Origin of the sequence: Streptomyces sp. DvalAA-14 (assembly GCF_900091855.1) — a bacterium.
Classification (GTDB): Bacteria; Actinomycetota; Actinomycetes; order Streptomycetales; family Streptomycetaceae; genus Actinacidiphila.
This window is the reverse complement of record NZ_FMCH01000107.1, coordinates 1-21,140: the sequence shown is the minus strand read 5'-3', so window position 1 is coordinate 21,140 and position 21,140 is coordinate 1. Positions and strand designations below refer to the sequence as shown.

The 21,140-nt window shown below is 74.0% G+C and carries 20 protein-coding genes, 1 pseudogene and 1 riboswitch; of the genes and pseudogenes, 15 read left to right on the top strand and 6 right to left on the bottom strand.

Going from position 1 to position 21,140, the window contains the following annotated elements; translation table 11 throughout:
• Both GA0115240_RS36655 and GA0115240_RS05155 read left to right on the top strand, forming a co-directional pair.
• A pseudogene (locus GA0115240_RS36655) lies at nucleotides 1-509 on the top strand (hypothetical protein); the annotation flags it as partial.
• Nucleotides 510-562: 53 nt separating this feature from the next.
• A complete protein-coding gene (locus GA0115240_RS05155) occupies nucleotides 563-1,570 on the top strand; it encodes a carbohydrate kinase family protein (RefSeq protein ID WP_093735463.1) in 1,008 nt (335 codons plus the stop codon).
• 51 nt (nucleotides 1,571-1,621) lie between these two features.
• Here the strand turns inward: GA0115240_RS05155 and GA0115240_RS05150 are convergent, their stop codons facing one another.
• Complete coding sequence (locus GA0115240_RS05150; protein ID WP_141708733.1) at nucleotides 1,622-2,461, bottom strand: DUF6227 family protein; 840 nt, start codon at nucleotides 2,459-2,461, stop codon at nucleotides 1,622-1,624.
• A gap of 237 nt (nucleotides 2,462-2,698) precedes the next feature.
• Nucleotides 2,699-3,364, bottom strand: coding sequence for a TetR family transcriptional regulator (locus GA0115240_RS05145; protein ID WP_093735461.1), 666 nt, complete (start codon nucleotides 3,362-3,364; stop codon nucleotides 2,699-2,701).
• A 125-nt stretch (nucleotides 3,365-3,489) separates the two neighbouring features.
• Between GA0115240_RS05145 and GA0115240_RS36650 the strand changes: the two genes are divergently transcribed.
• Nucleotides 3,490-3,642 carry a hypothetical protein gene (locus GA0115240_RS36650; RefSeq protein WP_176724984.1) on the top strand — a complete coding sequence of 51 codons (153 nt, stop codon included), beginning with the start codon at nucleotides 3,490-3,492 and terminating at the stop codon, nucleotides 3,640-3,642.
• Between the two features lie 265 nt (nucleotides 3,643-3,907).
• Entirely contained in the window at nucleotides 3,908-4,123 is a 216-nt protein-coding gene (locus GA0115240_RS05140) for a DUF4190 domain-containing protein (protein ID WP_093735460.1), read from the top strand.
• A gap of 59 nt (nucleotides 4,124-4,182) precedes the next feature.
• On the opposite strand, the gene GA0115240_RS05135 is transcribed toward GA0115240_RS05140, so the two are convergent.
• The gene (locus GA0115240_RS05135) at nucleotides 4,183-5,649 is read right to left on the bottom strand and encodes a glycine hydroxymethyltransferase (protein ID WP_093735459.1); all 1,467 of its coding nucleotides are present in this window, start codon (nucleotides 5,647-5,649) and stop codon (nucleotides 4,183-4,185) included.
• 31 nt (nucleotides 5,650-5,680) lie between these two features.
• A riboswitch (ZMP/ZTP riboswitch) is annotated at nucleotides 5,681-5,775 on the bottom strand.
• A gap of 157 nt (nucleotides 5,776-5,932) precedes the next feature.
• On the opposite strand from GA0115240_RS05135, the gene GA0115240_RS05130 reads away from it, so the two are divergent.
• The 10 genes from GA0115240_RS05130 to GA0115240_RS05085 all read left to right on the top strand — a co-directional run bounded on the left by GA0115240_RS05130 (nucleotide 5,933) and on the right by GA0115240_RS05085 (nucleotide 17,423).
• Nucleotides 5,933-6,925, top strand: a complete 993-nt coding sequence (locus GA0115240_RS05130) for an enoyl-CoA hydratase/isomerase family protein (protein WP_093735458.1) — start codon at nucleotides 5,933-5,935, stop codon at nucleotides 6,923-6,925.
• An 87-nt stretch (nucleotides 6,926-7,012) separates the two neighbouring features.
• Nucleotides 7,013-7,759: a class I SAM-dependent methyltransferase gene (locus tag GA0115240_RS05125; RefSeq protein WP_093735457.1), complete on the top strand. Its 747-nt coding sequence runs from the start codon at nucleotides 7,013-7,015 to the stop codon at nucleotides 7,757-7,759.
• A gap of 269 nt (nucleotides 7,760-8,028) precedes the next feature.
• On the top strand, nucleotides 8,029-9,054 hold the full coding sequence (locus GA0115240_RS05120; protein WP_093735456.1) for a LacI family DNA-binding transcriptional regulator: 1,026 nt from the start codon (nucleotides 8,029-8,031) through the stop codon (nucleotides 9,052-9,054).
• Between the two features lie 352 nt (nucleotides 9,055-9,406).
• Nucleotides 9,407-11,308 (top strand): ricin-type beta-trefoil lectin domain protein, encoded by a 1,902-nt coding sequence (locus GA0115240_RS05115; protein WP_093735455.1) that lies wholly within the window; start codon nucleotides 9,407-9,409, stop codon nucleotides 11,306-11,308.
• A gap of 448 nt (nucleotides 11,309-11,756) precedes the next feature.
• Nucleotides 11,757-12,761 (top strand): lysylphosphatidylglycerol synthase transmembrane domain-containing protein, encoded by a 1,005-nt coding sequence (locus tag GA0115240_RS05110; protein ID WP_256069550.1) that lies wholly within the window; start codon nucleotides 11,757-11,759, stop codon nucleotides 12,759-12,761.
• A 119-nt stretch (nucleotides 12,762-12,880) separates the two neighbouring features.
• On the top strand, nucleotides 12,881-14,302 hold the full coding sequence (locus tag GA0115240_RS05105; RefSeq protein WP_370673281.1) for a chitinase: 1,422 nt from the start codon (nucleotides 12,881-12,883) through the stop codon (nucleotides 14,300-14,302).
• Nucleotides 14,303-14,423: 121 nt separating this feature from the next.
• Nucleotides 14,424-15,155 carry a response regulator transcription factor gene (locus GA0115240_RS05100; protein ID WP_093735453.1) on the top strand — a complete coding sequence of 244 codons (732 nt, stop codon included), beginning with the start codon at nucleotides 14,424-14,426 and terminating at the stop codon, nucleotides 15,153-15,155.
• Nucleotides 15,152-16,618 carry a sensor histidine kinase gene (locus GA0115240_RS05095; protein ID WP_093735452.1) on the top strand — a complete coding sequence of 489 codons (1,467 nt, stop codon included), beginning with the start codon at nucleotides 15,152-15,154 and terminating at the stop codon, nucleotides 16,616-16,618. Before GA0115240_RS05100 ends, GA0115240_RS05095 begins: the two co-directional genes overlap by 4 nt.
• A gap of 131 nt (nucleotides 16,619-16,749) precedes the next feature.
• The gene (locus GA0115240_RS36060) at nucleotides 16,750-17,193 is read left to right on the top strand and encodes a hypothetical protein (protein WP_141708732.1); all 444 of its coding nucleotides are present in this window, start codon (nucleotides 16,750-16,752) and stop codon (nucleotides 17,191-17,193) included.
• Nucleotides 17,190-17,423: a hypothetical protein gene (locus tag GA0115240_RS05085; protein WP_093735450.1), complete on the top strand. Its 234-nt coding sequence runs from the start codon at nucleotides 17,190-17,192 to the stop codon at nucleotides 17,421-17,423. Before GA0115240_RS36060 ends, GA0115240_RS05085 begins: the two co-directional genes overlap by 4 nt.
• A gap of 13 nt (nucleotides 17,424-17,436) precedes the next feature.
• Here GA0115240_RS05085 and GA0115240_RS05080 read toward each other — a convergent pair whose 3' ends face one another.
• Both GA0115240_RS05080 and trxA read right to left on the bottom strand, forming a co-directional pair.
• A complete protein-coding gene (locus tag GA0115240_RS05080; protein WP_093735449.1) occupies nucleotides 17,437-19,116 on the bottom strand; it encodes a bifunctional 3'-5' exonuclease/DNA polymerase in 1,680 nt (559 codons plus the stop codon).
• Between the two features lie 180 nt (nucleotides 19,117-19,296).
• Nucleotides 19,297-19,671, bottom strand: a complete 375-nt coding sequence (gene trxA / locus GA0115240_RS05075) for a thioredoxin (protein ID WP_093735448.1) — start codon at nucleotides 19,669-19,671, stop codon at nucleotides 19,297-19,299.
• A 122-nt stretch (nucleotides 19,672-19,793) separates the two neighbouring features.
• On the opposite strand from trxA, the gene GA0115240_RS05070 reads away from it, so the two are divergent.
• Nucleotides 19,794-20,021, top strand: coding sequence for a hypothetical protein (locus tag GA0115240_RS05070; protein WP_093735447.1), 228 nt, complete (start codon nucleotides 19,794-19,796; stop codon nucleotides 20,019-20,021).
• A gap of 114 nt (nucleotides 20,022-20,135) precedes the next feature.
• Here the strand turns inward: GA0115240_RS05070 and GA0115240_RS05065 are convergent.
• On the bottom strand, nucleotides 20,136-21,140 hold a 1,005-nt coding region (locus GA0115240_RS05065), incomplete at its 5' end, for a citrate/2-methylcitrate synthase (protein ID WP_107407098.1).

Below are 21,140 nucleotides of genomic sequence, written 5' to 3'. Positions count from 1 at the left end.
TCTCGGCCAGCCTGCCGTCCCACCACGAGGTACGCCAATGGCGGCTGGCCTGGGTCGGTTTCGACGGCGCTCTGGTCGCCTCGATCGGGGTCACCGCGCTGTGCGCCTGGCGGCGGCTGCAGATCTTCGTCCCCTGGGCGGTGGTGACCGCCACTCTGCTGTGCTGCGACGCCTGGTTCGACATCGTGCTGGACTGGAGCAGCGGCGGGCTGACCGGCTCGGTCCTCACCGCCGCCCTCGCCGAACTCCCCCTCGCCGCACTGCTGTTGTACGCGGCGAGGAAGATGATCCGGCTGACGGTGATCCTCGCCTGGCGCCGGGCCGGCCGCACCGAGCCCGTACCGCCCCTGTCGCGGCTGTCGCTGATCGTGCTGAGCACCGAGGAGGAGCGACGCACCCAGGAATGGCGGGAGCAGCACGAGGCCGAGCGCCGCCGCGGGACCGGCGACGGCGACGGGAACGCGGGCGGACCGGCCCGTGGGAGCGGGAACGAACCGCCCGCGGCCTGACGCCGAACACCTTCCGCACGACCTTGCGCGCACCCACGGATCGGAGAACTCAGATGACCACCGGCGCCATCCCCGGCGACCTTCCCGTCGAGCGCCCTGACGCCCGTCCGCAGACGCCGTACGACGTGCTGGTGATCGGCGGCACCGGCGTGGACACCATCGTGCGGGTCGACGAACTCGCCATACCCGCCGGCGACTACAGCGGTGTGCCGCCGATCCGCGACTACGTGGCGCACACCGGCAATGGAGTGGCCCTCGGCTTCCACGCCCTGGGCCGCAGCACGAAGTTCATCGACTACCTCGGTGACGACCCGCAGGGCCGGATGATCCTGGACCGGTACGCGGCCGCCGGACTGGACTTCAGCCATCTGCCCGCGCCGGCCGGCACCCCGCGCAGTGTCAACCTGGTGGACCGCGCGGGCCGCCGCTTCTCCTTCTACGACGGCCGGCACCCGCACGATCTGCGGCTGCCGCGCGAGTTCTACCTCCCGCACCTGTCCCGGGCCCGCCATGTGCACATCTCCCGCTCCGCCCACGCCCAGGACGTCTTCGCCGACGCGATCCGCCTGGGCCGCACCGTCTCCACCGACCTGCACGCCTGGGACGGGCAAGACGCCTCGGCGCACCCCTGGGCGTACGGAGCCGACCTGGTCTTCCTCTGCGCCGCCGCTGCCGGAGAGCGCATTCCCGAGGTGATGCGGCAGATCCTGGCGCAGGGCCGGGCCACGCTGGTGGTGGCCACCGACGGGGCGGCCGGATGCCGGGTGCTCGAGCGCGGCGAGCAGGAGCCGCAGCGCTTTCCCGCGGTGGTGCCGGAGCGGCCCGTCGTGGACAGCAACGGCGCCGGCGACGCATTTCTCACCGGTTTCCTGCACGCCCGGTTCGGTGGCGCCGACCGGGCGGCCTGCGTGCTCGCCGGATCGGTCTCGGGTGCGTACGCCTGCGGCAGCCCCGGCACCCACGAGGAGATGATCGACACCCCGACGCTGGCCGCCGCCGTCACCCGGGCCCGCTGGAACGCGGACGCCGATCGCGGGGCGGCCCCGCTGCCGACGGCGTAGAGCCGGCGACCCGGCCGGGGCGGGGTCCGGGCCGTGCGCCGGACCCCGCGGTCAGCCGCCCGATTCGATACGGCGGACGGCGGTGTCCAGCGCGGCGTCGCGCGACGGGTAGACCTCGCAGACCGGATGGCCGTCGGGAGTGCGGGTGTGGTCGATCTCCCACAGGCTCAACTCGCTGCCGTCCAGCAGCAAGAACGCGTGCTCGTACAGGGACCAGGACACCGGCCGGCCGCCGATCGTCGCGCTGCGCCGGGTGACGATGCTGATGTCATGGGCGATGGCGGCGTGCAGGCGCAGCAATATGTCCTCGCCGGGCGCGTTGGCGTTGGTGGCGCGGCGCAGCAGCCGCCAGGCGTGCTCGGGGGAGTTGCCCTCGGTGTACGCCCGGCGGAACGCCTCCTTGCCCGGGGACAACAGCTCGTCCACCGCTTCGCGTTCGGCGTCCAGAGCGGTCGGCCCGGCGGCGCGGTGCCCGTTCGTGGAACCGAACGCTCCCAGCTCGGGCGGCAGTTCCGCCCGGCCGGTACTGACGCCGAAGGCGGCGTCCACCTCCCACTCGGCGACCGCCAGGTCCTCGCGGTCGGTGAACACCGCGTGCCGCAGGCCGCCTTCGGCGCCGGTGTTGTGCTCCAGTTCCCACAGCACCCGTACCGTGCCGTCCGGCAGCAGGAAGCTGTGCCGAAAGGTGCGGCGGTCCAGCCGGCGCGGCGGCCCCTTGGTGTGACGGCACGACTGCAGCCCGCAGTAGTGCATCAGTGCGAAGTGCACCTCGGCGAGCTGCCGCGCGGCCCGCTCACCGTTGTCGGCACGGTCCAATAAGCGTGCCAGTTGTTCGCCGGGCCGACCCCCGGATCGTACGACTTCCACCGTCTGTGCGGGCTCTGGGTCCATCCGGCCCTCCCGGCTCCGACGTCACCAACCCTGCTGGCGACTCAGGGTAGTAGCGCTGTTGCCGATTGCACCGATGAACGGCAAGATTCCAGGCGCGCGGGGTCCGTGCGCGCGCCCCCAGGGCCGAAGAGGCGCCAGGTCGGGCCCAGTTGGGGTCCAGCAGCGGGATGCGGGATCCGCGTCGCGCGAGGGTGCCGCGGTCGTGCCGCGGCCGGCGCCGTCCCTGGCCGCGGGCGGTCACGGCTCCGGGTCCAGCCAGTGCGTACGCCCGACGCTGATGATCCGCATCCGCAGGCCGGCCGCGTGGGCGACCCGGGCCCGCCGCACGGTGTCGCCGGGGGCCGCCTCCAGGAAAGCCGTCGCCGTCATCACCGTGTGGTCGACATAGAGTTCCGCCAGAATCCGCAGATCGTCGGCGGGCCAGCCGGCGGACAGCGGTTGCCGGGCGAGGCCGGCGGCCACCTCGTCGGCGAAGCGGCGCAGTTCGGCGCCGATCGCCTCGCGGACCGGCCGCACGCCGCCGAAGCGCTCCCGGGCGATGAAGCGGACGTGCGGGCGGTGCCCGTCCACGTACGCCCCGGTGATCATCACCGTGCGCTCGATGAGTTCGGCCGAATCGGCGGAGTCCGCCATCACCGCCCGGATGGCGGTGTGCAGGCTGCCCAGCGCCTCATCGACCAGGGCGACGCCGAGATCCGCCATGTCCGGGAAGTGCCGGTAGAAGGCGGCCGGGGAGATGCCGACCTCGCGGGTGAGTTCGCGCAGGCCCAGGCTGCTGAGGTTCTGGTGCTCCAGCAGGCGCAGGCCCGCGTCCAGCAGCGACTGCCGGGTCTGCAGCTTCTGGGCCCGGCGGACCCCGGCGGGCCGGACCGCGGCCGGTCGGTGCCCCGATGTGTGACTCATGTCATTCAGTAACAGTCGTTCGCCGAATTCGGCCACTCTAGACTGGGAAGTCGGTGACAACTGTCCACTCAGATGTCGGCCGGAACGTTCGCCCCACGGCCGACTCCCCGGAGGTCGCACCCGCTATGAGCCTCGTCGTCCTGCTGCTGGGTCTGGGCGTCCTGATGGGCGCCGCCGCGCACACCTCGCTCACCGTCTTCACCGCGACCGCCGTCGCCATCGTGCTCTGGCTGGCGGGATTCGCGGTCCGCGAGGGCATCGGCCGCTCGCGCCGCTGACGCGGGCCGGCCGAGCCCGTGGCCGCGAAGGCGCACGCCCGGGCCGCACGCCCCGGCCCGGGCCCACGCCCGCCCGCCCGATGACAGCTCCCGACGACAACTCCCGGAAGGAAAACCCGTGAACACCACAGCGACACCGACACCGACACCGACACCGATCCCGACACCGGCCGCAACTGGCGACCCGGCAACGGCCGGCCGGGACCGGGACCTGGACCGCCGTGACCCTGCCCGCCGCGGGACCGGAACCCGGGACGCCGACGGCATGGCGGTCGCGTCCTTCCTGCTCGGCCTGCCGGGCCTGCTGGTCTTCAACCTGGTGCTCGGCCCGGCCGCCGTCGTGCTCGCCCTCGTCGCCCTGGCCCGCGGCACCGCCCGTCGCGGCCGGGCCCTGCTGGGCCTGGCCCTCGGTGTCGCCGACCTGCTCATCCTGGTCGCGCTGATCACGGCCGACCACGGCGTCATCTGGTCCTTCGGCTGACAGCGGCCGGCCGGCCGCCCCGTCCCGGACCGCTCTCGGTCCGGGACGGGGCGGACCGCTCAACTGAGATCGATGCCCGGGTAGAGCGGGAAGCCGGCCAGCAGGTCGGCGGCCTGGCGCGCGACCTTCTCGGCCACCGCCGCCTCCAGCACGTGATGCGCCTTGGACAGCCCGCCCTTGGGCGCCGGCGCGGCGCTCGTGCCGGCCAGCACGGTGTCGATCAGACCGGCGATCTCGTCCATCTCGGCGACGCCCAGGCCGCGGGTGGTGAGCGCGGGGGTGCCGATCCGGATGCCGGAGGTGTACCAGGCGCCGTTCGGGTCCTGCGGCACCGAGTTGCGGTTGGTGACGATCCCCGCCTCCAGCAGCGCCGCCTCCGCCTGCCGGCCGGTCAGCCCGTAGCCGGACACGTCGATCAGGACCAGGTGGTTGTCGGTGCCGCCGGTGACCAGCGCGGCGCCCCGGCGGAGCAGTCCTTCGGCCAGCGCCCGCGCGTTGTCCACCACGGCCCGCGCGTAACCGCCGAACTCGGGCCGGGACGCCTCGGCCAGTGCCACCGCCTTGGCGGCCATCACCTGCGGCAGCGGTCCGCCGAGCACCATCGGGCAGCCGCGGTCCACATGCTCGGCCAGCGTGTCGTCGCACAGCACCATGCCGCCGCGCGGGCCGCGCAGCGACTTGTGCGTGGTCGTGGTGACGATGTTGGCGTGCGGCACCGGGTCGAAGTCGCCGGTGAGCACCTTGCCGGCCACCAGGCCCGCGAAGTGCGCCATGTCCACCATCAAGGTGGCACCCACCTCGTCGGCGATCTCGCGCATGATGCGGAAGTTGACCAGCCGCGGGTACGCGGAGTAGCCCGCCACCAGGATCAGCGGCCGGAACTCGCGGGCCGAGGCGCGCAGCGCGTCGTAGTCCAGCAGCCCGGTCACCGGGTCGGTGCCGTAGCTGCGCTGTTCGAACATCTTGCCGGAGATGTTCGGACGGAAGCCGTGGGTGAGGTGGCCGCCCGCGTCCAGCGCCATGCCGAGCATCCGCTGATTGCCGAACTCGGCCCGCAGCGCCGCCCAGTCCTGCTCCGACATCTCGTTGACCTGCCGGACGCCGGCCGCGGCCAGCGCAGGGCTCTCCACCCGCTGGGACAGCACCGCCCAGAAGGCCACCAGGTTGGCGTCGATGCCCGAGTGCGGCTGCACGTAGGCGTGCGCGGCGCCGAAGACATCACGGGCGTACTCGGCGGCCAGCCCCTCGACGGTGTCCACATTGCGGCAGCCGGCGTAGAAGCGGCGGCCGACGGTGCCCTCGGCGTACTTGTCGCTGAGCCAGTTGCCCATCGCCAGCAGGACGGCGGGGGAGGCGTAGTTCTCGCTCGCGATCAGCTTGAGCATCTCGCGCTGGTCGGTGAGTTCGCGCGCGATGGCGTCGGCGATCCGCGGCTCCACCGCCCGGATCACCTCGAGCCCGCTGCGGTAGGCGATCGACGCGGGGGAGGCGTCGGACGGGGTGACGGCGGACGGCAGTTCGGCCATGGGGTTCTCCGGTTCGAAGCGGGTTCGGAAACGGGACGGCCCAGGCGCACGGCACTCGGTAGCGGTACGAACGAGCCGCTCCCCGATGGTTGACCCCATCCCAGCGCGCCAGTCACGGCTCGCGGCGAGCTTACCAACGCCGCTCGCGCTCCGGCGACCGTTGCCGCTTTCCCGGCCGGCCGGTCCGCGCCCGGTGACCAGGTGTTTGGATGGACGGCGAGCCCGGACCGCCGTCCGGGTGACGCGCCGCCCGCGAACCGACCGTACGACCGACTGGAGCGCCATGGACACGACCGCCCCGCCCGTCACCGCCCGCGTCAGCGCGGGCACCGGGGTGATCGAACTCGACCGGCCGTCCGCGCTCAACGCGCTCGACCTGACCATGATCGAGCTGATCACCGAAGCCCTGGAGAGCTGGCGCGGCGACCCGGCCGTGCGGTCGGTGGTGATCCGCAGCGCGTCGCCCAAGGCGTTCTGCGCCGGGGGCGACATCCGGGCGATGCGCGACGCCGGCCTGCGCGGCGACGACGCGGCCGTTCTCGGCTACTTCTCCGCCGAATACGCCCTGAACGCGCTGATCGCCGGCTACCCCAAGCCGTACACCGCTTTGATCGACGGGTACGCCATGGGCGGTGGGCTGGGCGTCTCGGTGCACGGCTCGGCCCGGGTGGTGACCGAGCGGGCCGTGCTGGCCATGCCGGAGACCGCCATCGGGTTCTTCCCCGACATCGGCGCCAGTCATTTCCTGCCGCGGCTGCCGGGCGCGGTCGGCTGGTACCTCGGGCTGACCGGCGTGCGGATCGGCGGCGCGGCGGCCGTGGAGTGCGGGCTGGCGACGCACTACGTGCCCGCCGCGGACCTGCCCGCGCTGGAGGCCGCCCTGCTGGCCGGCGGCGCTCCCGCACCGACGCTGGACCGCTTCGCCGCGGCCGCGCCCCGGTCCGGACTGGCCGGTCACCGGGCGGCCGTCGAACGCTGCTTCACCGCCGCGGACCTCGGTGCGCTGCGAGACCGGCTCGCCGCCGAGGACACGGACCGGGCCTGGGCGGACGAGACGCTGGCGGCGCTGGCGGCGGCCTCCCCGATGAGTCTGGCCCTGACCTTCGACCTGCTGCGCGACGGCGCCGGTTCGGGCCTGGAGGAGTGCCTGGCCCGCGAGTTGGCGCTGGCCCGCCGGGTCGCGCACGCGCCCGACTTCCACGAGGGCGTGCGGGCGGCCCTGATCGACAAGGACCGCGCGCCGGTCTGGTCGCCCTATCCCTTGCCCGCCATGTGAGACGACGGTTTCATCATACGGACAGGCGGCGTAGCGTGACCGCTGAACCCGCCGCGGCCCGGCGGGACCGACGACGGTTGGAGCGCCATGCCCCGCGAGTGGGACGCCACCACCTACGACTCCCTGCCGCTGCCGCACCTCGGCTGGGGACTGCGCACCCTCGGCCGGCTGCCGCTGCGCGGCGACGAGCGGGTGCTCGACGCGGGCTGCGGCACCGGCCGGGACACCGCGGGGCTGCTGGACCGGCTGCCGGCCGGCCGGGTGGTGGCGGTGGACGCTTCCGTCCGCATGCTGGACCAGCTGCGCACGCGGCTGGCCGGCCGGCTGGACCGGGTGGAGGTGGTACGGGCCGACCTGACCGAGCCGCTGCCGTTCACCGGCGAGGTCGACGCGGTCTTCAGCGTGGCCGCCTTCCACTGGATCGAGGACCACGCCGCGCTGTTCGGCTCGCTCGCCTCGCGGATGCGGCCGGGCGCCCGCCTGGTCGCCGAGTGCGGCGGCCTGGGCAACATCCTCGCCGTCAACGCGGCCGTCGCCGAGGTGCTCGGCGCCGGGCCCGAGCAGCGGACCTGGGAGTTCGCCGGCGTCGAGCAGACGCGCGCGCGGCTGGCCGCCGCCTCCTTCACCGACATCGACGTCCGGCTCCGGCCGGACCCGGCGCGCTTCGAACCCGGCGGACAGCTGGAGGCGTTCTTGGCCACCGTCGTCCTCGGCGCCCATCTGGACGACATGCCGGCCGGCGACCGCGCGCCCTTCGTCGCGGCGGTCGCCGGGCGGCTCGCCGAACCGGTCGTCGACTACGTCCGGCTGGAGATCTCGGCCACCCGCGCCTGAGGCGGCCGGCGACGGCGGCCGACGCGGCAGGCGCCCGCGGCCCCGGATCCGCCGGCCGGATGCGGCCCGCCCGGCGTCCCCGGGGACACGGTGACACGGTGACACGGTGACGCCAGGAGCCCCGGCCGCCCCCGAGGACCACGCCCGGGTCGCCGCGGCCCGCGCACGCCCGGCGCCCGGCCGCAGCCGCGTTGTTAGGGTGTGGCCGATCATCACCGCGGGCCGTGCGCCGCGCGGCCCACCCGACCACCGAGGACGTTGCACGACGGATGAGCCCCACGAAGCGTCCCACCATCGCCGACATCGCCGAGGCCGCGGGCGTCTCCAAGGGCGCGGTGTCCTACGCGCTCAACGGCAAGGCGGGCGTCTCCGCGCAGACCCGCGAGCGGGTGGTGGAGATCGCCGCGCGGATGGGCTGGCACCCGAGCAGCGCGGCGCGGGCGCTGTCCGACGGGCGGGCCGGCGCGATCGGACTGGTGGTGGACCGGCCGGCCCGGGTGCTGGGCATCGAGCCGTTCTTCATGCAGCTGATCTCCGGGGTCCAGGCGGGACTGGCCGACACCGGCACCGCGCTGCTGCTCCAGGTCACCGAGGACGCCGGGGCCGAGGAGGCCGCCTACCGGCGGTGGTGGGGCGAGCGCCGGGTGGACGGGGTACTGCTGGTCGATCTGGTCGAGGACGACCCGCGGCCCCGGCTGCTCGGTGAACTCGGCCTGCCGGCGCTGGTGGTGGGCCATGCGACCGGCACGCCCGGCGTGCCCTCGGTCTGGATCGACGACGCGGCCGCGGTCCGCGAGACGCTGGCCTACCTGGCCGCGATGGGGCACCGCAGGATCGCCCGGGTGGCCGGCCCCCAGCGGTTCGTGCACACCCGCGACCGGGGCGAGGTCTTCGAGCGCTGCGCCGCCGAACTCTCGCTGCCGGGCTTCGCCCTGGTGCACACCGACTACTCCGGTGAGGACGGCGCCCGCGCCACCCGCCGACTGCTGTCCGGCGCGGCCCGGCCGACCGCGATCGTCTACGACAACGATGTGATGGCCGTCGCCGCGCTGGGTGTCGCCCAGGAGATGGGCGTGTCGGTCCCCGCCGAGCTGTCCGTCGTGGCGTGGGACGACAGCGAGCTGTGCCGGCTGGTGCATCCGGCGCTCACCGCGGTCCATCGCCGGGTGCCGGAGTACGGTGAGCGGGCCGCGGCGGCGCTGCTCGCGCTGATCGGCGGCGCGGACGTGCCGGACATCCTGCTGGACGCGCCGCTGCTGGTGCCGCGCGGCAGCACCGCCCCGGCCCGCCGCTGATCGCCGGCGACCGATCCTCGGCGACCGATCCTCGGCCACTGATCCCCGGCCACCGATCCGCGGTGGCCGCTGCCGACGGCCCGTCAGGCGGCGTCCGGCGGTCTGGACCAATGCGTCGCAGGTCACCGGCCCCGTGGTCGTCAACGCAGCTTTGTTACACGGTGTTTCACGATCGGCGGCTGGATCCGGGGCCGCATCGAACCCTGTCCGATGCCTTGACGGGCCCTCTGGGCCGCGAGTTAAATCACGACGCGATATAAGTCGTGAAACAAGTGATGAAACAAGCGTGCAGACCCCCTCGCTGCACGGTCGTTCGGATCAGGCCCATGCCACTGCCGAAGGGGCAACGACCATGAGCTCAGCAACCCGCCCACGCGCGGGCAGATTCACCCTGCGACGCGCCCTTGTCGGAGTGCTGGCCGCCGCCGCGGCGGCCCTCACCCCGACCCTCGTCCTGCCGTCCACCGCGCACGCCGCGGGCGAGAGCGTGCAGGTCTACCTGACCACCACCAGCGACGCCGGCGGCCGTACCGTCTCCAAGGGCCTCCAGCAGCAGACCCCGGTCGCCTTCACCGCCGGCACCGGCGGCGCCGGCCAGCAGATCACGGTGGACGAGAACACCAAGTACCAGCAGTTCACCGGCGGTGGCGCGTCCTTCACCGACACCGCCGCCTACCTGCTCAACTCCAGCGGGGCACTGTCCACGGCCACCCGCAACTCGGTGATGCAGAAGCTCTTCGACCCGGTCAACGGCATCGGGCTCGACTTCCTGCGCAACCCCATGGGCGCTTCGGACCTGGCCCGCAGCAACTACACCTTCGACGACATGCCGGCCGGTCAGACCGACCCCACCCTCGCGCACTTCTCCATCGCGCACGACCTGACCGACGTGCTCCCGCTCACCAAGCAGGCGCGCCAACTCAACCCCGCGGTCACGGTGATGGCCACCCCGTGGACCCCGCCGCCGTGGATGAAGGACAACGGCGCCTACAGCCAGGGCTGGCTGCAGTCGCAGTACTACGCCGCCTACGCCCAGTACTTCGTGAAGTACCTGCAGGCGTACCAGGCGCAGGGCGTGCCGATCAACTACGTGACGGTGCAGAACGAGCCCACCTGCTGCAGCGGCTACCCCTCCGCGCAGTGGAACGGCTCGGGTCTGGCGTACTTCACCAAGACCAACCTGCTGCCCGCACTGCACGCGGCCGGGCTGTCCACCAAGGTCCTCGCCCTGGACTGGAACTGGGACTCCTACGCCGACTACGCCGCGCCCACCGTGGACGACGCGACGATCCGCAACGACCCCAACTTCGGCGGCATCGCGTGGCACGGCTACGAGGGCGACGTCGGCGAGCAGACCACGATCCACAACCAGTACCCCAACGTCCCGGCCTTCGACACCGAGCACTCCGGTGGCACCTGGATCGGCAACCAGCAGAAGGAGGACATGGAGAACCTGATCGACTACACCCGCAACTACGGGCAGAGCTGGGTGAAGTGGAGCCTGGCGGTCGATCAGAACATGGGGCCGCACAACGGCGGCTGCGGCACCTGCACCGGCCTGGTCACCGTGCACAACGGTGACAGCCGCAGCGGGCAGGTCGACTACACCATCGAGTACTACACGATGGGCCACCTGACGAAGTTCGTGAAGCCCGGCGCGACCCGGATCGCCTCCACCGACAACTCCACCGTCCGCAACGTCGCCTGGCGCAACCCGGACGGCTCCAAGGCCCTCATCGCGTACAACGAGTCGACCTCCGCGCAGACCGTGCGGGTCAACTGGGGCAACGAGAACTTCTCGTACAGCCTGCCCGGCGGCGCCTCGGCCACCTTCACCTGGGCCGGAACCCAGGGCACCGGTGGCAGCACCGGCCACACCGGCGCCATCACCGGCTACGGCGGCAAGTGCGTCGACGTCAACGCCGGCAGCAGCGCCAACGGCACCGCGGTCCAGCTCTACGACTGCAACGGCAGCACCGCCCAGCAGTGGACCGCGACCGGCGGCACCTTCCAGGCGCTGGGCAAGTGCATGGACATCACCTCGGCCGGCACCGCCAACGGCACCCAGGTGCAGTTGTACGACTGCAACGGCACCGGGTCGCAGCAATGGATTCCGGGCGCCAACAACACCTTGGTCAATCCGCAGTCGGGCCGCTGCCTGGACGCGACCGGCCCGAGTTCCGCCAACGGCACCCGCTTGCAGATCTGGGACTGCACCGGTGCCGCCAACCAGCAGTGGACGGCGCCTTCCTGATCCACTGACCACCCCCCGGGAACGGCTCACGGCGGACCTCTCACCGCCCTGAGTCGCGCTGAAGGAAGCAGCCGCCGGTCCGCGCTCCTCGCGGGCCGGCGGCTCGGCATGCCCGCGGACGGGCGACGCACGGGTCCACGCGACGGTGACGCGCCATGCCCGGGGGGCTCATCGAACGAGGGAATCGTCGATACGGCCGTTCGGGTGGCGGGGACGGGGCCGCGGTACGGCAGATGGCCGGGAAGCACCTGTTCGTTGCGCCCGGTTCACTGAGTGTGTTGACCCGTGTGGCCGCGCGCGGGTAGGTCGCTCGGTGCGGAGCCGCCTAATCTGGATTGACCGCTCACCGATCCGCCCTTCCCCGCCCTCGTACTGGCACGTCCTCCGCCACGAAGAGTCCCGCTCACGGCGGCCCCCGCCGCCGAACCTCCCGCGACGAGGAGTCCCCGTGACCGTCACCCGTACCCAGGACACCCTCTGGCAGCGTGTCCCGGGGCGGTCGGCCCGGCAGCGCACCGCGCTGCGGTCGGCGGCGGTGCTGCTGCCGATGGTGCTCGTCGCGCTGTTCCTGGTCCGGCAGTGGCCGCTGATCGACTCCAGCGCCGCCCGGCTGAGCTCCGCCGACCCGGGCTGGCTCGGGGCGGCCGGCTTCGCGGCCTTCATGACCTGGGTGTGCTCCGCCACCGCGCTGCAGGGCGCGGTGGTCCGGCGGCTGCCGCCGCTGCGGCTGCTGGCCTCGCAGTTCGCGGCCTCCGCGGCCAACCACGTGCTGCCCGCCGGGGTCGGCGGCAACGCGGTCAGCCTGCGCTTCCTGATCCGCCGCGGGCTGACCCCGACCCACTCGGTGACCTCGCTGGCGGTGCGGGCCGGCGCGGCGGGCCTGGCCCGCGTCGTGCTGCTGGTGACCTTGCTGCTGCTGTTCCCCAGCGCGCTGCACTTCCACCGGCTGGCCCCCGGCGGGCTGGTGCTGCCCGGCCAGCCGCTGCTGATCGGCGCGGTGGCGGTGCTGCTGCTGGTGGTGGCGATGCTGCTGCCGCGCTGCGCCCGCCTGCTGCGGTCCCGGCTGCGCGGCTTCCTGACCTCGGTCGCCGACGATCTGCGGGCGCTGCACCACAACCGCTACCGGGTGGCGGGGCTGTGGGGCGGTTCGCTGGCCTTTCCGATGATGCACGCGGCGGTGATGGTCGCGGTGATCCGGGCCGTGCACGCGCCGGTCCCGGTCAGCGGCGTCCTGGTGGCGTACCTCTTCGCCAGCACCGCCGCGGGCTGGCTGCCGACGCCGGCCGGCCTCGGCTCGCTCGACGCGGCGCTGGGTCTGGCCCTGGTGACGGCCGGCGCCTCGGTGGTCGCCGCGACGTCCGCGGTGCTCGGCTACCGGCTGTTCACGGCCTGGCTGCCGCTCATCCCCGGCGCGGTGGTGCTCGCGGTGCTGGTGCGCTGCCGCGAACTTTAAGGTACGGACCTTTGCCGGAACACTTGACGGTCCCTCATTCCGCCATTTAAATCACGTCCTGAACTAAGACCTGAGCGAAGTCTCCCGGGGCGCCCGGCGCTCTACGTTCTGTCAGGGTCATGACTACCGAAGCGGACGGTGACCGGCCGATGAGAAGGTCCACCAGCATCCTCGCCGCCACGGCGCTCGCCGCCGGGGCCCTCGGTGCCTTCGGCATCGCCTCGAGCGCCTCCGGCGCCGACGCCACCGGCGCCATCAGCGGCTACGGCGGCAAGTGCGTCGACGTGGCCGCGGCCGGCACCGCCAACGGCACGGCGATCCAGCTCTACGACTGCAACGGCAGCAGCGCGCAGAACTGGACCGTCGGCGGCGACGGCACCCTCGAAGCCCTCGGCAAGTGCATGGACGTCACCGCGGCCGGCACCGCCAACGGCACCAAGGTGCAGCTCTACGACTGCAACGGCACCGCCGCCCAGCAGTGGACGGCCGCGGGCGGCACCCTGGTCAACACCGGTTCCGGCCGCTGCCTCGACGCCACCGGCCCCAGCTCCGCCAACGGCACCCGGCTGCAGATCTGGGACTGCGGCGGCGGCGCCAACCAGAAGTGGACGCTGCCCACCGGCGGCGGCACCACCCCGCCACCGACCAGCCCGCCGCCCGCGACCGGCGTGCCGGCCGTGGCCCCGTACCTCTACGAGGGCTGGGGCAACCCGCCGGACCCGGCGACCGTCATGAACGCCACCGGGGTCAAGTGGTTCACCCTCGCCTTCGTGCTCAGCAACGGCACCTGCAACCCCCAGTGGGACGGCGGCCGTCCGCTCACCGGCGGCGTCGACCAGACCGCCATCAACAAGATCAGGTCGGCCGGCGGCGACGTCGTCCCGTCCTTCGGCGGCTACAGCGGCAACAAGCTGGAATCCTCCTGCACCAGCGCCGCCGCGCTCGCCGGCGCCTACCAGAAGGTGATCAGCGCCTACGGGCTCAAGGCCATCGACATCGACATCGAGGCCGACGCCTACAGCAACTCCACCGTCCAGCAGCGCACGGTGGACGCCCTGAAGACGGTCAAGGCCGCCAACCCGGGCATCGCCGTCTACGTCACCATGGGCACCGGGCAGAGCGGCCCCGACACCAGCCTGATCAGCAAGGCGGCCGCCTCCGGGCTCACCGTCGACGCCTGGACCATCATGCCCTTCGACTTCGGAGGCGCCGGCCAGAACATGGGCAACCTCACCACCCAGGCCACCGACGGCCTGAAGAACGCCCTCAAGAACGCCTACGGCTACAGCGACGACCAGGCGTACCGGCACAGCGGAATCTCGTCCATGAACGGCATCACCGACAACAACGAGACCGTCACGGTCAACGACTTCCGCACCATCCTCGCCTACGCCCAGGCCCACCACCTGGCCCGGCTGACCTTCTGGTCCGCCAACCGGGACCGCCCCTGCGCCGGCGCCTACCCCAACGACGACACCTGCTCCGGAGTCCCGCAGCAGGCCTGGGACTTCACCCGCACCTTCGCCCAGTACACCGGCTGAGACCCGCCCGGGCCCGCGCCCGGCCGGCCACCTGGTGACACAGTCTTCCGCTCCCCGCCGTACGGTCATGGTTCCCGCGATGCAACCATGCTGCACGGCCGGGGAGCGGAGGTGTGTCCGGATGACGACGGCAGCGGACCGTACGGGTGACAGCCCGGGCGGCCGGGTCCTGGTGGTGGACGACGACGCGGCGATCCGCCGCTCGCTCGGCCGGGCGCTGCGGCTGCGCGGCTTCAGCGTCAGCGAGGCGGACGGCGGCCGCCGCGCCCTGGAACTCCTCGACCGGACCCCGCCCGACATCCTGGTGCTGGACATCTCGATGCCCGGCGTCGACGGCATCGAGGTCTGCCGCACCCTGCGCGCCGGCGGCTCCGACCTGCCGGTCCTGGTGCTGTCCGCCCTCGACGAGGTCGCCGACCGGGTGGCCGGACTCCAGGCCGGCGCCGACGACTACCTCGTCAAACCCTTCGCGCTGGAAGAACTGGTGCTGCGGCTGCACGCCCTGCTGCGCCGCCGCCCGCCCCGCCCCGACGACCAGGTACGCGCCTGCGGGCTGGTCCTCGATCCCGCCGCCCGCACCGCCACCCGCGACGGCGAACGGCTCGACCTGACCCGCCGTGAGTTCGAACTCCTGGAGGTGCTGGCCCGCAACGCCGGCCTCGTGCTCACCCGCGACCAACTGCTGGACCGGGTCTGGGGCTACGACTTCGAGGTGCGCACCGACGCGGTCGACACCTTCGTCAGCTACCTGCGGCGCAAGCTGGAAGCCGGCGGCCGGCCGCGCCTGCTGCAGACCGTCCGGGGCATCGGCTTCGTCCTGCGGCCGGCCGACGAGGACGGGAAAGGCCGATGAGACTGTCCACCCGCATCGCGCTGGCCGTCGGCGTCGTCGTCCCGCTGCTCGTGCTCGGCTCCGGCTGGATCATGGTCCGGCTGGTGGGCGGCGACGTGCACCGGCAGGCCGACGCCCATCTGCGCGACCGCGCCGCCGCCGTCCGGCCCGAGGCCCGCGACCTGCTGCGGGCGATGGTCAACGACCGGCCGGCCGGTGTCGAACAAGCCCGCCAGCGCAGGCTGTTCGCCGCGGCCCTCGACGTCGGCATCCGCGTCACCGGCCCGGGCGAAACGGTGTCCGGCGGGCCGCAGCCCGCCTCGTCGGTCCCGCTGCCCGCCGCGGCCGGCGCCGCCCGGCCGGTCACCATCAAGGCCGGCGACCAGAGCTGGCGGGTGCTCGCGGCCCCGGTCACGGTGGCGCGGCCCACCGACAGCGGCACCCTGTGGCTGTTCGCCTCCGACACCGCCGGCCAGGCCCAGATCGCCCAGGTCCGGCGCCGGATCCTCACCGTGGCCCTGCTGACCGCCCCCGTCGCGGGCGCCGCCGCCTGGCTCGCCGCCGCCCGGCTCTCCCGCCCGCTGCTGCTCCTGCAGCGCCGGGCCGGCGGCATCGACCCCCGGACCAGCGCGACAAGGCTCGACCACACCCCCACCGGGGTCCCCGAGATCGACGACCTGGCCGGCACGCTGCGCACCGTGCTGGCCCGCTACGACGAGCAGGCCGCCCGCATCGCCGAGGCACTCGCCACCGCGCGTTCCTTCTCGGCCGCCGCCTCCCACGAGTTGCGCACCCCGCTGATGAGCATGCGGATCAACCTCGACGTGCTCGACGGGGATCCGGCGCCCGACGCCACCGAACGCGCCGAGATCACCGCCGACCTGCGCGCCGAGCACGAACGCCTGCTCGGCCTGCTGGTGATGCTGCGCACCCTCGCCCAGGGCGACCTGGTGGAGGCCGACGCCTTCGCACCGGTGGACCTGGCCGAAGTGCTGGAAGCGGCGGTCCGCGACCTGCGCAAGGACCATCCCGCCGCCCGGGTCGCCCTCACCGGGCCCGCCCACTGCGTCGTCCACGGCTGGCCGCCCGGCCTGCGCTCGGCCGTCGACAACCTGCTGGTCAACGCCGCCGTGCACGGCGCGGGCACCATCGACGTCACCCTGCACGCACCCGACGCCGCGCCGGGCGTCCGCCTCACCGTCACCGACCGCGGTCCCGGCATCGCGCCGGCCGACCGGCCCGGTATCTTCCGCCGCTTCCACCGCCGCCCCGACAGCCCCGGCTCGGGCCTGGGCCTCGCCCTGGTCGGCCAGCAGGTCGCCCTGCACGCCGGCACCATCACCGTCACCGACCGCCCCGACGGCCTGCCCGGCGCCTGCTTCACCCTCGACCTGCCGCGAACCGCCCTGGCCCCGGTCCTGCCGCGCCAGCGCGACTGGCTCACCGAGGCGTCGGCGCCCGGCCGCGACGATTCGCCGGGGTAGGCGCCGTCCCGCACCCGGGACTTGCCGGATCCGGCCGGCACCGGAACCCACACCGTTTCCACAAAGACCGTTCCTACCCTCCAGTCAGCAGGCGCGGCACCCCGCGCCGTACTCGGAGGAGGACCTCACCCATGCACACCAGCCGGACCGCGATCACCGTGACCGCTGCCATCGCCACCGCCGCCCTGCTCGGCGCGGCCGACACCGCCGCCGCCGCCGACAGCGCCGCACCCTCGACGCCCGCCTCGGCCCCTGCCAAGGCCACCGCCAAAGCGCCCACGGGGGACGGCGCCCGGGCGCTGTGCAAGCGGCTGCCCAAGACCGACGCCCGCATCGACCGCGCCCTGCGGCGCCTCAACGGCCCCGCCACCGTGCGGGGTTCGATCGCACGGCTGCAAAAGCGGGTGGACAACGCGGCGGCCAAGGGCGACACGGCGGTGGAGACGTACCTCAAGGACAAGCTGGCCTTCCGCACCTCCCTCGTCCCCACGCTCAACCACCGCAGTACCGACCTGGCGGCCGTCCGCACCTGGTGCGGCACCCAGTCCTTCGCCGCGAAGAAGAGCGCCAAGTGACCCGGCGGGCAGGGCTGCTGGCGGCAGCACCCGCCGCCGCCCTGGCGCTCGCGCTGCTCACCGGCTGCGGCGGACAGCAGCACGCCGCAGCCCCCGGGCCCGCCGCGCCGGCGCCCGGCAGCACCTCGCCGGCGCCGTCCGCCTCCCAACTGGCCCATATGCAAAAGCTGGTGGACGACGCCGACTCGGCGGCGGCGGTCGCGGACTCCGACGCCGCCAACGACAAGTGAGCCCGCGGCGCGCCTACTTGGCGTCCGCGTAGCTCCGCACCGCATGCGTGTCCAGCGGGAACGGCACCTCGGTGGCGCCGAACACCAGGCGGCGGGCCTCCTCGCCCGCCGCCGTCACCGCCGCCGCCACCTCCGCCGCGAGCGGAGTGGGCGTGTGCACGATGACCTCGTCGTGCTGGAAGAACACCAGCCGGGGCTCGGGACCGACCTCCGCCAACCGGCGGCGCAGCGCCGCCAGCATGGCCAGCGCCCAGTCCGCGGCGCTCGCCTGGATCACGAAGTTGCGGGTGAACCGCCCCCAGGAGCGGGCCGCACGCCGGTCCGGCGTGGCGCCGTCCTCCGAATCGGCGGAGTCGTCGAACAAGCGGCCGGCGGACGGCGCCGGCGAGGTCCGGCCCAGTTGGGACCGTACGACACCGCCCGCCTCACCGGTGCGGGCCGCCGCCTCCAGCAGTGCCAGCGCCGCCGGATAACTCCGCCGCATCACCGCGAGCGGCTGGCCCGCCTCACCGCCGGTCTGGCCGTACATCGCGGCCAGCAGGCCGATCTTCGCGCGCCCCCGGTCACCGTCGAACGCGTCCTTGGCCAGGGCCGCGTACAGGTCGCCGGCCGCCGCGGCCCGGGTGAGCCCGGTGTCCCGGGACATCGCGGCCAGCACCCGCGGTTCCAGCTGGCCCGCGTCGGCGACCACCAGCCGGTGTCCCGGATCGGCGACCACCGCGCCCCGCAGCAGCCGGGGGATCTGCAGCGCCCCGCCACCGCGGGTGGCCCAGCGGCCGGTGACGACGCCGCCGGCCACGTACTCCGGCCGGAAACGGCCGCCGGGCGCCCACCGCTCCCGCCAGGCCCAGCCGTGCGCGACATGGATACGGGACAGTTCCTTGTAGCGCAGCAGCAAGGCGGCCGCCGGATGGTCGATCCGGCGCAGCTCGTGGGAGCGGGTGGAGGGCAGCTGCACGCCGAGCCGGGCGAAGGCGGGCAGCACCTGGGCGGGGGAGTCCGGGTTGACCGGCTGGCCGAGGGCTTCTTGGATGCGGGCGGCCAGCTCGGTGAGGACCGCGGGCCGCGCGCCGCCGGCCGGGCGGGGCCCGAGCAGGCCGGTCAGCAACTCGTCGTGGGCGGCGGCGCTCCACGGCAGGCCGTCGTGTCCCATCTCCGCGGCGGCCAGGGCCCCGGCGGACTCCGCCGCGGCCAGCAGCCGCATCCGGTCCGGGTGCTCACCGGCGGCGATCCGCCGCAGCTGGGCGGCGTGCACCGCGATCAGGGCGGCGAGCGGATCGGTGTCCGGCGGCAGGTGGTGGCGGTCGGCGGCGAACAGCACCGGCTGGTCCTCGGCCCCCGGCTCGGCCGTGTCCGGCGGCTCCGGCCGTTCGTGCAGCCGCGCCCACGCCGCGCCCAGGGACCGGGGGCGCCCGTGCCGCCCCTCCTGGCCGAGCAGCAGCGACTCCACCAGTTTCACGTCGTGGCAGCGGCCCACCCGGGGCAGCCCGGGATAGAGCTCGTCCGTCGACGCCCACACCCACCGCGGCGCGTCCGCCGCCTCCCGCCGGCCGACCTCGGCGGCCAGATCCGGCACCGGCCGCTCGGCGCCGACCGGCGTCCCGTCCTCCCCGAGCCGGCGCAGCCGTCCGCCGGGGCCCACCGGGTCGCCGACCACGGCGACCCGGTATCCGTGCCCGCCCTCCGCCTCCACGGCGCGAGCCTATGCCGCCCCTGTGACAACGCCCCGGACGCGGCTCGGCGGCGACGGGCCACCCGCGACCCGGTGGTCACGCGGGCCCGGCGCCGCCGAAGGGGGCATCGGGAAAAAGTGCGGGCAGCCCACGCTCCCGCCGGTCAGCGACCGGCGGGTCGGGCGGTGTGCCCCGCGGGGTTACGCGTCGTCGTTCTGCTGCGCCTCGGCCACGGACTTGTGCACCTCGTCCATGTCGAGGGCGCGGGCCTGGGCGATCACATCCTCCAGGGCGGGCGCGGGGAGGGCGCCCGGCTGGGCGAAGATCGCCACCTTGTCGCGCACGATCATCAGCGTCGGGATCGACTGGATCTGGAAGGCCGCGGCCAGCTCCGGCTGGGCCTCCGTGTCGACCTTGGCGAAGACCAGGTCCTGGTGCGTGCCCGACGCCTTGTCGTACACCGGGGCGAACATCTTGCACGGACCGCACCAGTCGGCCCAGAAGTCGATGAGGACGAAGTCGTTCGAAGACACGACCTCGTCGAAGTTCTCCTTGGTCAGCTCCACAGTGCTCATGCACGTCGTAACGAGCCCCGCCGCCCGGAAATTCCGCCCGCCGCGCGGCCCGCGTTCACTCGTCCGAGTGGTGCGAACGGCCCACCCAGTGGCGGTCTCCCGGCCGTGTCGTTGGTCGGCGTATGGCAGCAACGCAGTGGACCCCGGAAGAGGACGCCCCCGGCGGTACGGACCCGGCCCGGCCCTGGCGCGCGGCGCCCCGGGGCGGGACTCTTCTGCAGAGCCGTGACGCGCCGGTCTTCGCGGCCCTGGCCGCCCAGTGGCGGTCGGCCGGCCGCATGGTGCCGGGCCAGACGGACACGGAATGGGCCGAGCTGGTCGGCCGCATCCCCCGGCTGACCCGGGTCTGAGCCGGCGGCCCGGAGCCCGGCCCGGACGGCAGCCGCCCCGGCAGCCCACTTGCACTCGCACCCTGCTACCGCCCCGGCACCCGCCCCTCGCACCCTTTGCGGCCGCGCCCCGCGTCAGGGCAGCGGCTGCGCCGGCCGCGGACCGTCGTAGGAGCCGTTCGGCCGCATCCGCAGCGGACGCTCCCCGTACTCCTCCAGCGCGTGGGCGATCCACCCCGCCGTCCGGGCGACCGCGAACACCGTCTCGCCCGCCTCCAGCGGCATCCCGCAGGACAGCGACAGCACACCCAGCGCCAGATCCACGTTGGCGTGCAGGGGCATGCGTTGGGCGGCGGTCGTGAGCACGTCACGCGCGGCGGCCAGCGCCTCCGCCGCGGCCGGCACCCGGTCGAGCAGGGCGAACAGCAGCCGGGCCCGCGGGTCCTCGTCGCGGTACAGGCGGTGGCCGAGACCGGGGATGTGCTGCCCGGCCCGCAGGTGCTCGGCGACCACCGGGCCCGCGCTGCCCCGCGCCAGCACCTCCGCCAGCATCCGGTGGGCCAGCGCGCTGGCCTGTCCGTGCAGGGGGCCGTCCAACGCCCCCAGCCCCGCCGAGACCACCGCGTACGGATGGGCGCGGGCCGACGCGGCGACCCGGGCGGCCAGCGTGGAGGCGGCCAGGTCGTGGTCGATGAGCAGCGCCAGCGCCGCGTCCAGCACCCGCAGTGACGGCTCGTCCGGCGGGCGCCGGGTCAGCCGTGACCACAGCCGCGGCGCGAGCGGACCGCCGCCGCCCCGGTGGGGCGGACCGGCCGGCGGCAGCGCGTCCACCATCGTCGGGATGAGGGAGCGCGCCGAGCCGAGCACCGCCTCCTCCGACAGGTCGAACCGCAGCGGATCGGCGGTAGCCGCCGCGACCACCGCCACCCGCAGCCGGTTCATCGGGCCGCAGTCGGCGGGCAGCGAAGCCACCGTCCTGCGGGCCGCGGCCAGCGGCTGCGGGGGAGCGGTGAAGCGCACTCCCCGCCGCAGCACCCCGGTCCACAGCCACTCGGCCACTTCCTCATACGTGTACGCCTCGGCCAGCGCGACCGCGTCCACGCCGCGGAAGTAGTAGCGGTCGGCGTCGATCAAGGTGAT

Bases quoted from the DNA above. Each gene is read 5' to 3' on its own strand.
- GA0115240_RS05150 (WP_141708733.1), bottom strand. From the start codon at position 2,461: ATGGACCCAGAGCCCGCACAGACGGTGGAAGTCGTACGATCCGGGGGT.
- GA0115240_RS05100 (WP_093735453.1), top strand. From the start codon at position 14,424: ATGACGACGGCAGCGGACCGTACGGGTGACAGCCCGGGCGGCCGGGTC.
- GA0115240_RS05140 (WP_093735460.1), top strand. From the start codon at position 3,908: ATGGCGGTCGCGTCCTTCCTGCTCGGCCTGCCGGGCCTGCTGGTCTTC.
- GA0115240_RS05095 (WP_093735452.1), top strand. From the start codon at position 15,152: ATGAGACTGTCCACCCGCATCGCGCTGGCCGTCGGCGTCGTCGTCCCG.
- GA0115240_RS05115 (WP_093735455.1), top strand. From the start codon at position 9,407: ATGAGCTCAGCAACCCGCCCACGCGCGGGCAGATTCACCCTGCGACGC.
- trxA (WP_093735448.1), bottom strand. From the start codon at position 19,671: ATGAGCACTGTGGAGCTGACCAAGGAGAACTTCGACGAGGTCGTGTCT.
- GA0115240_RS05145 (WP_093735461.1), bottom strand. From the start codon at position 3,364: ATGAGTCACACATCGGGGCACCGACCGGCCGCGGTCCGGCCCGCCGGG.
- GA0115240_RS05125 (WP_093735457.1), top strand. From the start codon at position 7,013: ATGCCCCGCGAGTGGGACGCCACCACCTACGACTCCCTGCCGCTGCCG.
- GA0115240_RS05070 (WP_093735447.1), top strand. From the start codon at position 19,794: ATGGCAGCAACGCAGTGGACCCCGGAAGAGGACGCCCCCGGCGGTACG.
- GA0115240_RS05105 (WP_370673281.1), top strand. From the start codon at position 12,881: ATGACTACCGAAGCGGACGGTGACCGGCCGATGAGAAGGTCCACCAGC.
- GA0115240_RS36060 (WP_141708732.1), top strand. From the start codon at position 16,750: ATGCACACCAGCCGGACCGCGATCACCGTGACCGCTGCCATCGCCACC.
- GA0115240_RS05135 (WP_093735459.1), bottom strand. From the start codon at position 5,649: ATGGCCGAACTGCCGTCCGCCGTCACCCCGTCCGACGCCTCCCCCGCG.
- GA0115240_RS36650 (WP_176724984.1), top strand. From the start codon at position 3,490: ATGAGCCTCGTCGTCCTGCTGCTGGGTCTGGGCGTCCTGATGGGCGCC.
- GA0115240_RS05120 (WP_093735456.1), top strand. From the start codon at position 8,029: ATGAGCCCCACGAAGCGTCCCACCATCGCCGACATCGCCGAGGCCGCG.
- GA0115240_RS05130 (WP_093735458.1), top strand. From the start codon at position 5,933: ATGGACACGACCGCCCCGCCCGTCACCGCCCGCGTCAGCGCGGGCACC.
- GA0115240_RS05155 (WP_093735463.1), top strand. From the start codon at position 563: ATGACCACCGGCGCCATCCCCGGCGACCTTCCCGTCGAGCGCCCTGAC.